Here is a 15,455-nt window from a genome sequence, read left to right as displayed (position 1 = left end):
TCTTCAGCATAACAGCAGCCTAAATAGCGACATTCATCGATAAATTAGACTGCCAATATTTACTTAAACTTTTTGACCTTGTGCGCGTAGATCTACTAGCACTTTATCGATACCCAATTTGTCAATGATGCGCATACCTTTGGTAGACACACGTAGACGTACAAAACGATTTTCAGACTCTACCCAAAAACGATGGTTGTGAAGGTTTGGTAGAAAGCGACGACGGGTTTTGTTGTTTGCGTGCGAAACATTATTACCCACCATAGGGCGCTTTCCAGTCACTTGGCAAACTCTAGACATGGCGAACTCCTAATCTATGAGGTATGAGTTTTTCTCATACCAGTCTGGGCAAGTTGCACGTATTTGCGGCATGGACACAGCAAGCGGCAGCTTTGCACCAAACAAAACTATATGAAGGTTGAGCTGATTTACTGTCATCTAAAGGCAAATAACAGGCAAACCAAATCAGAAAATTTTAAAGCCGACATTTATACCATAAAAGTAATGAATACTCAAATATTTTTGTGATAGTTGTTGGTTTAAAGGGTAGCTATTATACCCTGAAATGAGCGCGCTATGTTATTGATTATTTAATAATAAGGATTCAACTTTTAGTTGTAAGTTATAACAAAAGTCAGTAAAGTCTCAGTTATATATTTAATACAATCTGTTAATACTACTGGCATTATTGTAAATCTAAGTATCATTACCGATCTATTATAATTGTGTGTAATGATTTTGCCTATTTGCTCAAATAAATCACTGCCGCAGCGGAGTCTAAAAATGTCATATCCCTCACTACCGACCTCTAAGTTATTTCAGCTCACTTTTTTGACTTGCGCCTTAGCATTGGCAGGTTGCGGCGGTGGCGGCACTGATACTATTGCGCCAGAACCTGACTTGGGTGTGACGCAACCTGGTACGGGTGGTGACAATGGTGGTGGTCCAGTAACGCCAATAAGCGAAGTAAATATAACTCCCATAACCTTAATAGATACCAACGGTAATATAACCAGAGTAATCACCTCAACAGGCGCTAGCGCAAAAGTAACAGTTACTGATAGCACAGGTAAACCTATTAGTAGTGCATTGGTTACTTTTTCAGGTGAGGGCGTAAACTTCGGTACTAGAAACGGAGCAGTATTGACCAATGAAATGGGCGAGGCGAATATATCCGTTAAACCAACGGACAGTACTGATACGAGTAGCTATCAGCTAACGGCGACGACTAGTGTTAATAATATCACTGCTACTACGCCTGCTTATAACTTTACGTTACAGTCTATCAATGTAGTGTTGACAGATATCGCTCTTTCCTCAAGTAACTTAGAGTCAGGTGGTAGTACTAACATTACCTTAAAAACGAAAGATGCTACTAATGATGTCTTTCAAAACGACATTGCTGTTGAATTTAATACGAGTTGCGGTACTTTTGATAGCAACAGTTTAACCTCAAGCAATCAAGGCAATGTAACGGCTACTTATAAAGCTATCGATAGTAATGGCAATCTGTGCGAAGGCGCGCAAACCATCACGATAACACCTACCAATACCCCGACTAGTAGACAGACAGTCACAGTGAATATTGCTGGAGTAGAAGCCAGCTCGATTGTATATACCACAACTGAGCCAGTACAGCTAGGCGCTAGCAACAGCGGCTCATCAAGTTCAGGACAGATAGAGTTTACGGTTTATGCGAACGGTCGACCGGCTGCCAACCAAAGGGTTAGGATCAGCCAAGTATTTGCGCCTACCGATTTTAGCTTTGTGACACTGAATAATCAATTGCCTTCAACAGTAACTAGTGATTCACAAGGCAAGGTAGTGGTCAATCTATATCCTGGTGCTTTACCTGGTCCCGTAGAGATAAAAGCAACGTTGCTATCGAATACTAATGTATTTGCATTATCAAAAGACGTATCTGTGGCAACAGGACGAGCGACACAGAATGGCTTTAGTATTTCGTTGAGTAAGAATGTATTAGCAGTTGGTGTTGATGGTGATATTGCCACTATTACCGCGCGCTTGGTTGACAGAGTGGGTAATCCTGTACCCAACGGTACCGTAGTTAGCTTTGTTAGTGAAGGCGGACGAGTCACTCCAAACTGTGCTACTACTAATGGAACGTGTAATGTTGAGTTTAGTACGCAGAATCCAACTCCTGTAGATGATCGAGTTTCTGTTATTGCCTATGTAGAAGGGGATAAAAGTTATACCGATGTGGATGGAGACAATAGATTTACTACTGGTGATATATTAACTCGAAATATTGGTGACTTTTTCCGCGATGATAACGAAAATAACCAATATGATAGTAATTTAGGCGAATTTGTCTATCGAAAAGGTGCATCAGGAGCTACTTGTGCGCCATCCTCTTTCAATCAGCCTAATATTTTAGGCACATGCAACAATGATTTGGCAGCTATTTTGCGCTATCAGTTTGTATTTGGCTTAGCATCGGATGTTCCTGTGTTTGAAGGTCTTCCAAACACTGTGGCTGCTAATCCTGCACTTGACTTGGATACCCCTATCGCTGTCAGATTCAAAATGTTTGGTAATTCTGCACAGACAGTATCTATGCCGTCAGGCACTACTATTAGTGTTGCTGCTGAAGGTGGTTCATGCAAGGCTGAATTTACCAGTGGAAAGACAACGGTTCCAAACCTTGTTAATCTAAGTAATGGATCAGTAAGCTCAAGTGATGTTAGTTACGTATTTACTTACAGTGGCTGTCGTCCTAATGACCAGATTAAAATAACAACAACGACGCCTGCTCCATCAGCTAATACTTTTACAAAACTTATTAGAATTGTCTAAGGCATAGCTTAGTATTCATTCATCAGAAAACCCCCAACCCTCGAGTTGGGGGTTTTTGTATTTATAATCTCAATAACCAAAAACAACCAACTCAATCAGCAAAATATCGTAAAAGCGATTAAAATAGCTGTCTTCTAATACTGCTATTAGATTTTCAGTAGCAAATTTTGATTTAATTTCTAATTGAGCGCACTATGTCAGACACTGCAACGATTACTTCACCGAAAACGTCACTCCAAGTGTCATTTAGAGAGATTCCCGCTATCACTGCTACAGCCACACTATTGATTAAATGCCGTGACCAAGCCGGTATCGTACAAGCGGTATCTGAGTTTATTCATCGCTACGGCGGCAACATCATTACGTTAGATCAGTACTCAACGGCTCATGAAGGCGGTCAATACTTTATGCGTTTAGAGTTTGCTTTGGCAGGATTGAGCGAGATTATCGATAACTTTGAAGCCAGCTTTGCCCATACCGTTGCCAAACGCCACAATATGGAATGGCGCTTACATGACAATGGCATTAAAACCAAAGTTGGTATCTTAGTATCTAAATTTGATCATGCGTTATTAGACTTATTATGGCGTCATCAGCGCGGATTGCTTGACTGTCAGATTACCTCAGTCGTTAGCAATCACGAAGATTTACGCCAATCAGTAGAAAACTTTGGTATCGCTTTTCATCACGTTCCAGTGACCAAAGACAATAAGGTAGAAGCAGAAGAGCAAATTCATGACTTGATGGCAGGCAATGACTTATTAGTCTTAGCGCGCTATATGCAGATATTGTCGTCAGATTTTGTAAAGCGCTGGCCGATGCAGATCATCAATATTCATCATTCGTTCTTGCCAGCGTTTGTCGGCGCCGATCCTTATCGCCAAGCTTATGATAAAGGCGTGAAGCTTATCGGTGCAACCGCGCATTATGTGACCACTGAGCTCGATCAAGGACCTATCATTGAGCAAGATGTGCACCGTGTGACCCATCGTCAAGGCGTCACCGAGCTGCGAGCCATTGGTCGTGATATCGAGCGCAATGTATTGGCACGCGCCGTCAATTGGCATGTACAAAATCGCGTAATCGTAGCGGGGAATAAGACGGTAGTATTTAATTAGGTTTTCATTAGAGTGGTTTGAAATTTAGAACAGAGTATTAAATTACTACTGTGGAACTGGTTCTATAACAGCATCTCTAATACAAACTTGCTACCGACAAAGCCAATCGCTAATAAAATAAAAGCATAGATAGTCATATTAGCGGCACGTTTTCCACGCCATCCAGCACGCCAATTACCGATAAGTAATGCGCCAAACAGCAGCCAAGACATCAGGCTAAAGGCTGTTTTGTGCACAAGATGCTGCGCCATCAAGTCGTCTACGTAGATAAAACCAATTCCCAGTGCAATGCTCAGCAGGACAAAGCCGACCAATAGCATATCGAATAATAGGCTCTCCATGCTTTGAAGAGACGGCAGCTTGTTGACCCAAAAGCGGTGAATCGATTGATGCTTAAGCTCACGTATTTGTAGTCGCAAAAATAGCGCTTGTACCGCTGCCATCAGCAGCACACAATATGCGGCAAGCGACAGCAAGATATGAGACTCAAGCCCAATGCTAATATCCGTAATCGGACGATAAGGCGCGCGTCCAATATAACCGATTAGCATACCTACAAGAGCGGTCGGTGCCGCGAGGATACCCAGACTGACAATAGGTCTATACAGAGAAAACATGACGTAAAAAAACAAAAAGAATAAGCTGATCAAGCTGATGATATTAAACAGATTGAAATTTAGCCCATAGAGTGTGACTATGTGTGGATAAAGTAGCCCTGCGTGTGCCAACATGCCCACAAATAATAAGCCTAAGCTTGGGCCTTTATGGATAGGTCTATCTTGAATCAGCGCCCAACCAATATATATGCTGACTAAGAAATAAGCCATCGCAGCAAGTAAAAATGCAAGTTGCAAGATATAAAACCTCATCTCATAATGCGCGCAAAATACGCGCTTAATTTCATGCTAAAGTGGTATTATTAGAATAATTACCCAATTTATCATAAAATGGCACTCAATTGAGCACCGTCTTATGTATTCCTGATAAATGCTTAGCAATTGAGCTTGAATACCTGCAATCGCATACCCTAATAGTATTTATCAACTCTTTTATTTATGAAGAGTTAAGCTTAATCCAGAATTATTTTAACTGAGAGTTATTTATGTTTGATACCTTAACAGAACGATTGTCGTCTAGTCTGCGCAATATCGCAGGCACGGGGCAATTGACCGAAGACAATATCAAAGACACTTTACGCGAAGTACGTATGGCGCTGCTGGAAGCCGATGTGGCATTGCCAGTCACTCGTGATTTTGTGAAGCGTGTCAAAGAGCAAGCGCTTGGCGCTGAAGTGCTTAAAGAGTTAGCACCAGGACAGGCATTTGTCAAAATCGTCCATGACGAGCTGACTGAAATGATGGGCAGTGCCAATCAGCAGCTTGAGATGACAGGTAAGCCGCCGGTTATTTATCTGCTAGCAGGTCTACAAGGTGCTGGTAAAACTACCACTGCCGGTAAATTGGCCAAGTTCTTACAAGAGCGCCATAAGAAAAAAGTCATGCTGGTATCTGCTGACGTTTACCGTCCCGCAGCGATTGCCCAGCTTGAGCAAGTCGCTGGACAAGTAAATGCCAAGTTCGTCAACTCAAGTAGCGACGAAAACCCGATTGATATCGCCTTGCGTGCTATCGAAGAAGCTAAAATCCAATATCAAGATATCTTGATTATTGATACAGCTGGTCGTTTGGCCATCGATGAAACCATGATGGATGAAATCAAGGCGTTAACCGCTGCGGTCAATCCTTCTGAGACACTGTTTGTTGTTGATGCGATGACCGGTCAGGATGCGGCAAATACCGCCAAAGCCTTTAACGATGCGCTGCCATTAACGGGCGTTATTTTGACCAAGACTGACGGCGATGCTCGTGGCGGTGCGGCGCTTTCTGTACGCGCCATCACAGGTAAGCCAATTAAATTCTTGGGTCGCGGCGAGAAACTAGATGCGCTAGAGCTATTCCATCCTGAACGTATTGCCCAGCGTATTCTTGGTATGGGTGACGTCTTAAGTCTGGTTGAAGAAGTTGAGCAAAAGATTGACCGTGATAAAGCCGAAAAAATGGCGAAAAAGATGCAAAAGGGCGGCGAGTTCGACCTTGAAGATCTATTGACCCAGTTTCAGCAAATGAAAAGCATGGGCGGTATGGCGGGCTTCTTAGATAAGATGCCAGGTATGGGCGGCTCTGATATGCAAAAAGCCGTTGAAGATGCCAAGCCTGAAGAAAAAGTACGTGAGATGGAAGCGTTGATCAATTCGATGACGCCATTTGAGCGCAAAAATCCTGATAAAATCAATCCAAGTCGTAAGCGCCGTATTGCTGCAGGCTCAGGTCGTGAGATTCAAGACGTCAATCGTTTGCTCAAGCAGCACAAGCAAATGGCAAAAATGATGAAAATGATTTCTAAGCCTGAAGGCATCAGTAAAATGATGAAATCGATGCAAGGGTTGATGGGCGGCGGCAGTGGAGCAGGCGGCGGTGGTCCATTATTCGGCGGTGGCGGTCAGCAAGGTGGTGTTAAAGATGTGAACCCACAGCAAATGGCAAAGCAAATGGGACTTGACCCAAATAACATGCCAAGCACTGAAGAGATGCAAAAACAGATGCAAGAGCTACAAAACCAAGCGCCGAAGAAGTTTAAAACACGTTTTTAAATGATTTAGTGCTACTGGGAAATATTGATAATAAAAACCTCAAAGCTAAATGAGCTTTGAGGTTTTTTCATATTTTGGATATTTGAGTGAATTCTCACAAAGAATGCATGAAAAATATAGAAAGTAAGTCAATTAATCTGTCCTAAATGCTATGATAGGCGCTGTTTTACGATGTCAAGAGAATAAGCCGAGGTTATGATGTTTTTAGCAATGGATACCGTGTTCGATCAGTGTTCGATCGCCATTTTAGATGCCAGCGGTCAAGCGTTATCGAGTCATACCGAGACAGGTAAGCGCCAGCAGACCCAGCAAATCTTACCGATGATTGACGCGGCATTATCTGAGGCGCAGCTAAAACTGGCTGACATACAAGCGCTTATCTTTAATCGTGGTCCTGGTGCCTTTAGTGGTATACGAATCAATACGGCAGTGGTACAGGCGCTATCTGTCGCGCATGATATTCCTTGTGTGGGTGTTTCTAGCTTACAGGCGATTGCGCAAGCGGCGTATCAGCAACAGAGTTTAAGCTCAGTATATAGTGCCCTTGATGCGCGTATGCAGCAGGTATATTTTGGGCATTATGAGGTAATAGATAATATCATGCAGCCCGTTAATCACGACAATGGCGAAGATACTGAGCAGCTACTTGATTATGATAGCCAGACAGCGCTAGAGATTCCTATCGTTGGCAATGGTGCCGGTTTATTAACTTTGCATGACGGTCAGATTATTTATGCTGATATCCATCCTGATGCGACCGTGATAGGACAACTGGGTATGGCTCAGTTTATGGTCAATGGCGGAACAGAAGCGGCGCAAGCGCTACCAAAGTACTTACGCAATCAAGCGTGGAAAACGCTCAAAGAGCAAGGTAAGGCTTAGTGTACCCTTTCTATATTCAGTGCTTATAAAGCTTTCAAGTGTCGCACGCGACAATAACAGTATTACGAATATAACAATATAAAACAAACGCCTTTACTGTTTTCGGAATTTCTTAGGAATAATTTTGTGGATATTATTTTATTAATTCAAGCTGTCATCATGGGTATCGTTGAAGGTATCACTGAGTTTTTGCCCATCTCTAGCACGGGATATTTAATTCTATCCGCCGATTTGATGGGTTTTTGGACCAAAGAAAAAGTCGATTTGTTTGTCGTGGTGGTGCAGTTTGGTGCTATTTTAGCGGTCATATATGACTATTGGGGCAGACTCTGGCAGGCACTGATGGGTTTGCTAACGGGTAAAGCAGAAGGCATGAGTAATCCGCGCCAGCTTGGACTTAGCCTAATTGTCGCCACTATTCCGGTGATGATTGTTGGTTTTACTTTTGCTGATGAGATTAAAGCCTATTTATTCAATCCTATTGTCGTGGCAATTATGCTGATTATCGGTGGTTTGCTGATCTTTTATGTTGAGAATCGCCCGAAAGCCATTATTGCAGAAGAAGCAGAAGACGTTAGCCTAAAAACAGCTTTGATGATAGGTTTGCTGCAATGTTTGGCATTGATACCCGGTACATCACGCTCAGGTGCGACGATTATTGGTGCACTGTGGCTTGGTGTCTCACGTAAAGCTTCCGCTGAATTTTCTTTCTTTTTGGGTATCCCTGTCATTATTGGTGCGGCTCTACTAGATTTTATTAAGCATCGTGACGTTTTAACCAGTAGCGAAGATTGGTTAGTGCTAGGCATTGGTACTGTCGTATCATTTATCATCGCCTTGCTTTGTATTCGCTTATTGGTCGCTTGGGTCAGTCGCCGTGACTTTAAAATCTTTGCATGGTTGCGTATTATCACTGGTGTATTGGTTTTAATAGCCGCTTGGGGTTTTGGTTATCAGATGGCAGGCTAAACTTCATGATGGAATGGTTTTTAATAGAGATTCATGATGTTATAAGTATTAAAAAGGAATGGCAGTCATGACCAATTTGAAGCAAGTGCTGACTGCTGATATAAGCTGCCAACTACTTTATGTTAATGAAACGCAGGCAAGTCAAGTCGAGAGTTTGCAGGCACTCATAGCTAAGCATAAGCTACCCATTATTTTGAATGCTGAACTGGTGACAGCGAAATTAAATCAAAAACGTCGCCAGCAGTTAAGTCAGATAGTTACCCAACCTATATTGCTATTGGATGAAAAAGATAAACTTTCATGGCTGAGTGATGGGTTAAGCGTTGCCCCCGAATGGGATAAACTGCAGCGGCGCGTAGTCAGTGCAGGGCGTAAGTCTGAGCTTTTATTACAGGCAGCGAAATTGACCGCAGATAGTGAGGTCATTGATGCAACTGCTGGTTTTGGTCATGACAGTCTGATACTGGCGAGTACTGGGGCTCAAGTTACCATGCTTGAGCAGCAGCCATTGATGGCGTTATTGTTACTTGTAGAGCAGCTGCGTATGAGTACGCTGCCAAATTGGCAAAAGCTGATGTCACGTTTGCAGATTATTAATACCGATGCGCTCACTTATTTTGCAAGGTTTAATAACTATCTAGAGGCTGATAACGAGCAAGCCATTGATGTGATATATCTTGACCCTATGTTTCCAGAAGACAGTTATCAAGATAGCAAGACGGGGAAAGGCGCGAAAGTCGGTAAGCATATGCAAGCGTTGCATCAATTAGCGCATCCGCCAACGTTAGATGAAGAGCAGCAATTACTACAATCTGCACAAGCCGTTGTCAGTCAAAACGGTCAAAAACAAGGTCGCGTCATCGTTAAGCGTCCACAATTTGCGCCGTTACTTGCTGATCAACAGCCAAGTGAAAGCTGGAATAATGAAGCAGTACGTTTTGACGGTTATTTCGTTTAATAATATCAAATAAGCCAGCTTATAAATTTAGGAGCAGGGAATGTCTGTATTAATCATTTGGGTTATGGGTGCGGCGTTATTGTTAATCAATATTATGCTGCGTACCAGAATCTTGCGCCTTGAAGCACGTCTAAAAGAGTTAAGTAATCCTAAAGAGCAATTGGCATTTTTACGCCAGCAAGCTACACAAAAAGAGAAAGTTGCTGCGATTAAAGCCTTACGCAAGCAATATCCCGAGCTATCACTCATTGAAGCCAATAAGATGTGGCAACAAGTTTAGTGGCATTATTAGTATCAAAAAAAGTATAGTCGATTCAATTTAAAAAGAATACAGTACTGCTGGGATAAATTTTACGAAGCCTCTGGAGTGCGAAGCGCACAGCAAGCGAGAGAAATTTATCCCAGCATAATGCTATTCTTAACATAACTCTTTTATATTGAACTCACTATAGCGTACGCCAAGTTCTATAACTTAAATTACTACGCACCCAAATCATTATTTACTATTTTCTATCCATGATAATTAAAACGCCATGACATTTAACGACAAGCTACAAGCTTATATTCAGCTGACACGTTTTGATAAGCCAGTAGGTATTGAACTGCTACTATGGCCAACATTATGGGGTGTATTATTCGCTGCGATGGGGCAGGCGCAGCAACAAGGCGCAGGCATTACGGCAGGACTACCCAGTTTCAGACTCTTTGTGATTTTTGCCCTTGGAGCGATATTGATGCGGGCAGCAGGCTGTGCGATTAATGATTTTGCCGACCGTAAAGTCGATGGTCACGTAAGCCGTACTAAAGGTCGTCCGTTAGCTGATGGACGTCTGTCTGCTAAAGAGGCAATTGCAGTTTTTTTAGTATTAGTATTATTGAGTGCCAGTCTATTACTGTTTTTACCCATTCAAGTATTCTATTGGTCGTTTGGTGCCGTCATATTGGCGTTTATTTATCCATTTATGAAACGTTATACGCATTTGCCGCAAGTATTTTTGGCGGCGGCTTTCGGCTGGGCGATACCGATGGCATATGTCGCGATACAAGGCGCGCCTGATATCTGGTGTTGGTTGTTATTCCTTGCTTATATGTGTTGGACAGTTGCTTATGATACTCAATATGCAATGGCTGACCGAGAGGATGATATAAAGATAGGGGTTAAATCAACCGCGATATTATTTGGTCGTTATGATGTGATTATCATCTCGTTACTACAGATGTTGTTTTTAGTTATCATGGGCGCAGTCATGTGGCGTTATTTTGCGCCGACCAGTTTAGGTATTACACCAGTCTTTGGCTTGGCGTTAGTCGCGATGATGTTTGCTAAGCAAAATAGTGCGTGTGCCAGTCGTAATGCTTTAGCTTGTTTTAAAGCATTTTTAGCCAATATATGGGTAGGACGTTACGTTTTTGTTCTTATAGCCATCGCTTGTATCTGGACGACTTTTAATGGATAAGCTCAATAAATTTTCGAGACTAAAGGCTAAGAAATCATCTGCGCATAATATGCCTAAGAGTGATTATGAGGCAAGATTGGCTGAACATGGACTAACACGCCAGCAGGTCATCGAGACGGAGCGTAAATTGGCAAAGTTTGCCAACACCATGGATTCGCTCGTACGTGTGCCTTTTACCAAGCAAGGTATGGGCGCAGATGCTGCGCTTTCGACCATTCCGCTGGCAGGAGATTTAGCAGGTCTGGCATTAACAAGTTATGCATTTATATTGGGTCGTCAGCTCGGTGTACCCGCACATAAAATGACGCCCGCTGTCAGATTGGCACTGATTGATATGGTGGTTGGTATCGTACCGGGTATCGGGACGCTGCTTGACATCTTTATTCGTCCTAGTCGTAAGACCTTGGGCATCGTGCATGAGCATCTACAAAACGAGTATGGCATCACCGAAACCATCCATATGGATCGACCGTTTTTGCATCAATCACTTGAAGATAAGCAGCAAAGTCGTTTTGGCGCTTTTTGGCGCAATCCAATAGTTGCTTGGCTGTATCTGCATATTCCTGATATGTTGGGGCTCATTGTCATTGTCATTATCGGTTGGGGTTTGTGGTCATTGATGAGCTGGCTAGTGAGTCTGTTTGGTAAAACTACTGGATTTGGTTAAATAATAGAAAAATAGGTCAGTTAGGCAATAAAAAAGGCAGCAACGATATCAACGTTTGCAGCCTTTTTTATTGCCATTTCCACTAACTTTACGACATATTTTTATACTTATAAAGCTTACTCAGTAATCACTTCTGCATCGGCACTAATGGCATCAAAGCTTGTCATTTTATTATTTTGAATAAAATCTACTGTACCACCGCCAGCATGACTAACTAGCTGAACATTGCCATCGCTTGAGCGATAGGTAGGATTATTACCTTGACCCTCAGGCGCGCTCAAGGTCATTTTAGGTTTGTTCGGTAAGGTGATGATGGCATTAAGCATGCCCGCTGCTGAAGTCTCAAAAACGACTGATAATGATTCGCCCGAGGCACTTCGATATTTAACGTCAGTGATTTGCGCGCCTTTAATGGCTTGCTCTGGATTGGGCACTGGAGCAGGGTCAATGACTGAGGTATCCGTTGTGCCAAGATGATCCTCTAGCTCCGTTAAGTTCACATCTTGTTCTGGATTCACAGCAGACGCGTTGGCATTAATATCATCAGCAACATGGGGTACATTAATGTTGGAAGTCACAGGTGTCGTTTGAACTGCCAGTTCTGTGGCTGTTTCATTAGTGGTCTCAGGCTCTGGTGTTTTTTTGCAGGCAATCAACAGTGATAAGCTTAAAAAAATGGCAGATACAGCCTGAAAATATGGTTTTGATTTTATAAAGGTAGAGGGAAGAGTTTTCATAATAAGACAGCTATCCATTAGTGAGGGTCATAATTAGGCATATAGCTAAGGTACTGAACCTAAATTAATGATTGACGTGTTTTATGCTTATGCGCTTTATGTAGCCGCGCCCGATTGGGCGATAGGCGCGCCAACATAGCGGCAGATAAAGGTGTAAAACAACCTAACATCATATCTGCTAAGGCTTCGGCACATATAGGTGCAATCGCATAACCTTTTGCACCCATTGCTGACATGCTCCATAAACGCTGACTCTGTGCAAGTAATCCGACCAATGGATGATAATCCATCGTTTGAGTACGAATGCCAGCACGCGCATGCCATGTACTGATATCATTTGGCAAGACGCTGCTTAATTCAGGCATATCTTCAATCAACTTGTCATAATTTTGCTGATTTTCTTCATCTCGGACATCGATATTGGTATCACCATCGATAAAGCTTGCACCAAGTAAAAACTGTGGCTGATTTTTGCTAATATGGTTCAGTTCCGCATCACCACTCTGTCCAATAAATGGCGCACAGTAGCCACTGTATTTGAGCGGCAATTTAGGCAATTGAGTCAGTTGCTGCGCAGTTGGCGTAAACCAAGACAGTTGCCCGCGAATCGTACGGCACTTAACGATACGTTTATCCAATTGATGGCTTTCATAAGCCGCGCAAATCACAACATGGTCAGCTGTGATAGTCAAAGAGGCTTGGCTCGCATTTTTATCCTCTTTAGAACCTATCAAAATGATACTGTTCTCGGTTTCCTTAATATTAATAATATTGAGCTGCTGATAGGTGATATTGGGGTGCGCAAGAATAACAGTTTTCAAGGCTTGTGGATTGACCAAACCGGACTGTGGCAGATACAAGTTATGAGCTAAGTCTTTATCTTTTAAACCAATGATATCTTGTGCTTTTTCGGGGCTAACAGTGGTTGCCATAGCATCTGGATAATCTGAAATCTGCTCCGTACCAATATTAGTTTTCACCAATAAGTCTAATGTGCCGGTCTGCTCAAGTATCAGCGGCGATTTTTGGATAGCGGCCTGCTGATTAAAGTATCGATATAATCGACCACTGTATAAATAGCCAATAGAATGCAGATGCTCATAAACATGATGAATAGGCGTCATATTCGGGGCAAGTAAGGCGCGCGGATTACCAGATGCACCAGCCAGCGGTGCGTCTTTATCGAGCACTGTCACGCTTATACCACGATTGGCAAGTGACCATGCAGTCAGTAGTCCTGCCACACCAGCACCGATAACGACTGCATTATTAGGATAGTTGGACAAAGGCACCTTATTAGATAAGGTTGAAATAGGCTTATCTAAAGATGACATCTCGCTCATAACGGCCGTGAGCATCTCACGCTTAGACCCAAGCACTTTGCTCTTTTTAATGACAAAACCCTGCGACTGTAATCCACGTTTGATGATACCTGCAAAGCTATAGGTAGCAGCAGTCGTGCCAGCACGTGATAAGCGTTGCATGTGGCTAAAGATACGCTCTGTCCATAAGATCTCATTGCAAGAAGGCGCAAACCCATCTAGAAACCAGGCATTGATGTACGGACGCTGAGTAGCTACTGTACTATCTAAACTTGCTAAGCTATCACTAGCATCACCTAGCCAAATATCAAGGGTTAAATTATCATCAATAAAATCTAGCCGATGACAACCAGCGATAAGAGGAGGATAACTGGTTAAAAGTTGCTCAATCAACAGTGCCAGTTCAGGTGTACGTTGTCCCAGTGGGGCAAGTATCTTTGCTAAGTCATTAAAGGGGACGGGATGTTTTTCGGTAGTAATAAAGTGCAAACGGGCGCTTGCTAAGTGCGGATGTGTTAATCGAAGCTGTCGCCACAACTGCCAAGTCGCGAGTAAATTAAGTCCTGTACCAAAACCTAGTTCGTAGATCGTAAAGCATTGCTTAGGAATAAGGTTTGCCAATCGCGTGGGCAGCTGATTATGTGCCAAAAACACATGGTGAGATTCTGCTAAACCATCTGCTTGCGAAAAATAGGCATCGCCAAACTCACCTGATACTGGCACTTCATTACCAGCGTCATCAGTTTGCCACTCAATGTTGGCTGGAGAGATAACATGTGCCGGTGTCGTGCTTTTGGTTGTATTAATAGCCATAGAAGCTGGTTTGGGCATAATTATTTATCAACCCCACAGTGGTCAAGCAAGTAGGAAGTGGCGCATCAAATCGGTAGACATCAATCCAATAGATGATTTCAATCGATAAAAATGCAACTACCAGCGTTCACGGCGAACAAATACCAGCCATGAGATGAAAATACCGACCAATAGGCTAAGCAAAACAGTAAGTGCACCATATAAAAATAATTGACCTTGACTTTCATAAACCAAGACGTTTGCTTGCGTCTGCAAATCATTGACTTGGCGTTGCAGCTGGGCATTACGGCTTAGTAATTCTTGGTTGGCAGCCGATAAAGCTTTATTTGATGGTTGCAGCTGTGCCGCCAAGGTATCGTTAATATCGGTAGCAGGCTTTGCTGCGGTAGCCATTTCTATGACCGGAGCAGTTGTTTGAAGGTCGCTCGATTGAGGAGCGTTGTTAGCTGCAATCAGTGCTGGCACAATCCCTGCTGCGGGCTCGGTTTGAGTAGTCAGTGTTGGCGCTGCATGTACTGATATTGACAGGGAAGTAATGGATACTATGCCCGCAAAAACAGTACTTGCAAGACCAGTTTTACATCTTTTTAATGAGAGTAACCGCTGAATCACGATGATGCTACCTCATTTGTTGTGCTGACATTCACTGCTGGTAACGCTTGAATAAATGGCTTGATGTCGACATGACTGTAAACACCGTCACGCAAATACGGCTCAGTGCTTGCCCATTTTTGAGCCGCCTCAAGCGAGTCAAAATCCGCGATAATCAGGCTGCCTGACATCTCGCTTTTCCCGTGCTCGATAGGGGTTGGACCGGCGATAATCAAGCGCTGCTCACGATTCAATACTTGTAAGCGCTCAACGTGCTCTGGGCGTGTCAGCTGACGTTGCGCGCTACTGCCTGCTACGTCATGACCGATAATGGCGAATAAAGACATGTTGCTTCCCCAATTAATAATAAAAATAGAGCGTTAGAATCAATAACTATCATGCGTCATTTTGTCTTATCAGACTTTGTAAAGCATGATAGTTATCATTGGCATTCAGAGATAAAAAAATATCTAC

Annotated in this window: 15 protein-coding genes; 9 read left to right on the top strand and 6 right to left on the bottom strand. The window is 42.9% G+C overall.

The window, feature by feature from the left end:
• Positions 1-63 precede the first annotated feature (63 nt).
• The gene (gene rpmB / locus JMX89_RS11135) at positions 64-300 is read right to left on the bottom strand and encodes a 50S ribosomal protein L28 (RefSeq protein ID WP_011280972.1); all 237 of its coding nucleotides are present in this window, start codon (positions 298-300) and stop codon (positions 64-66) included.
• A gap of 483 nt (positions 301-783) precedes the next feature.
• Between rpmB and JMX89_RS11130 the strand changes: the two genes are divergently transcribed.
• Together JMX89_RS11130 and purU are read left to right on the top strand one after the other, a co-directional pair.
• Positions 784-2,817, top strand: a complete 2,034-nt coding sequence (locus tag JMX89_RS11130; protein WP_201551554.1) for a hypothetical protein — start codon at positions 784-786, stop codon at positions 2,815-2,817.
• Positions 2,818-3,011: 194 nt separating this feature from the next.
• Positions 3,012-3,935 (top strand): formyltetrahydrofolate deformylase, encoded by a 924-nt coding sequence (gene purU / locus JMX89_RS11125; RefSeq protein WP_413786922.1) that lies wholly within the window; start codon positions 3,012-3,014, stop codon positions 3,933-3,935.
• Between the two features lie 62 nt (positions 3,936-3,997).
• On the opposite strand, the gene JMX89_RS11120 is transcribed toward purU, so the two are convergent.
• Positions 3,998-4,804: an inner membrane protein YpjD gene (locus tag JMX89_RS11120; protein ID WP_133105144.1), complete on the bottom strand. Its 807-nt coding sequence runs from the start codon at positions 4,802-4,804 to the stop codon at positions 3,998-4,000.
• A 233-nt stretch (positions 4,805-5,037) separates the two neighbouring features.
• Between JMX89_RS11120 and ffh the strand changes: the two genes are divergently transcribed.
• The 7 genes from ffh to JMX89_RS11085 all read left to right on the top strand — a co-directional run bounded on the left by ffh (position 5,038) and on the right by JMX89_RS11085 (position 11,518).
• Positions 5,038-6,585 carry a signal recognition particle protein gene (gene ffh / locus JMX89_RS11115; protein ID WP_020444154.1) on the top strand — a complete coding sequence of 516 codons (1,548 nt, stop codon included), beginning with the start codon at positions 5,038-5,040 and terminating at the stop codon, positions 6,583-6,585.
• A 198-nt stretch (positions 6,586-6,783) separates the two neighbouring features.
• Positions 6,784-7,467: a tRNA (adenosine(37)-N6)-threonylcarbamoyltransferase complex dimerization subunit type 1 TsaB gene (tsaB, locus tag JMX89_RS11110; RefSeq protein ID WP_201551580.1), complete on the top strand. Its 684-nt coding sequence runs from the start codon at positions 6,784-6,786 to the stop codon at positions 7,465-7,467.
• Between the two features lie 126 nt (positions 7,468-7,593).
• Positions 7,594-8,436, top strand: coding sequence for an undecaprenyl-diphosphate phosphatase (locus JMX89_RS11105; protein WP_011514303.1), 843 nt, complete (start codon positions 7,594-7,596; stop codon positions 8,434-8,436).
• A 67-nt stretch (positions 8,437-8,503) separates the two neighbouring features.
• Positions 8,504-9,394: a class I SAM-dependent methyltransferase gene (locus tag JMX89_RS11100; RefSeq protein WP_201551552.1), complete on the top strand. Its 891-nt coding sequence runs from the start codon at positions 8,504-8,506 to the stop codon at positions 9,392-9,394.
• 40 nt (positions 9,395-9,434) lie between these two features.
• On the top strand, positions 9,435-9,674 hold the full coding sequence (locus JMX89_RS11095) for a hypothetical protein (protein WP_201551550.1): 240 nt from the start codon (positions 9,435-9,437) through the stop codon (positions 9,672-9,674).
• Positions 9,675-9,927: 253 nt separating this feature from the next.
• Positions 9,928-10,851: a 4-hydroxybenzoate octaprenyltransferase gene (gene ubiA / locus JMX89_RS11090; RefSeq protein ID WP_201531062.1), complete on the top strand. Its 924-nt coding sequence runs from the start codon at positions 9,928-9,930 to the stop codon at positions 10,849-10,851.
• A gap of 49 nt (positions 10,852-10,900) precedes the next feature.
• Positions 10,901-11,518 carry a DUF4112 domain-containing protein gene (locus tag JMX89_RS11085; protein ID WP_227673081.1) on the top strand — a complete coding sequence of 206 codons (618 nt, stop codon included), beginning with the start codon at positions 10,901-10,903 and terminating at the stop codon, positions 11,516-11,518.
• A gap of 116 nt (positions 11,519-11,634) precedes the next feature.
• Here JMX89_RS11085 and JMX89_RS11080 read toward each other — a convergent pair whose 3' ends face one another.
• From JMX89_RS11080 to JMX89_RS11065, 4 genes are all read right to left on the bottom strand, one after another.
• A complete protein-coding gene (locus tag JMX89_RS11080; protein WP_227673080.1) occupies positions 11,635-12,255 on the bottom strand; it encodes a hypothetical protein in 621 nt (206 codons plus the stop codon).
• Positions 12,256-12,314: 59 nt separating this feature from the next.
• Positions 12,315-14,408, bottom strand: coding sequence for an FAD-dependent 5-carboxymethylaminomethyl-2-thiouridine(34) oxidoreductase MnmC (gene mnmC / locus JMX89_RS11075; RefSeq protein ID WP_201531057.1), 2,094 nt, complete (start codon positions 14,406-14,408; stop codon positions 12,315-12,317).
• A gap of 99 nt (positions 14,409-14,507) precedes the next feature.
• The gene (locus tag JMX89_RS11070; RefSeq protein ID WP_201531055.1) at positions 14,508-15,002 is read right to left on the bottom strand and encodes a hypothetical protein; all 495 of its coding nucleotides are present in this window, start codon (positions 15,000-15,002) and stop codon (positions 14,508-14,510) included.
• Positions 14,999-15,328 carry a YciI family protein gene (locus JMX89_RS11065; protein ID WP_201531054.1) on the bottom strand — a complete coding sequence of 110 codons (330 nt, stop codon included), beginning with the start codon at positions 15,326-15,328 and terminating at the stop codon, positions 14,999-15,001. Before JMX89_RS11065 ends, JMX89_RS11070 begins: the two co-directional genes overlap by 4 nt.
• Positions 15,329-15,455 lie beyond the last annotated feature (127 nt).

Source organism: Psychrobacter sp. DD43, from assembly GCF_904846555.1.
Classification (GTDB): domain Bacteria; phylum Pseudomonadota; class Gammaproteobacteria; order Pseudomonadales; family Moraxellaceae; genus Psychrobacter; species Psychrobacter cryohalolentis.
This window is presented reverse-complemented; position numbering and strand designations above follow the sequence as displayed.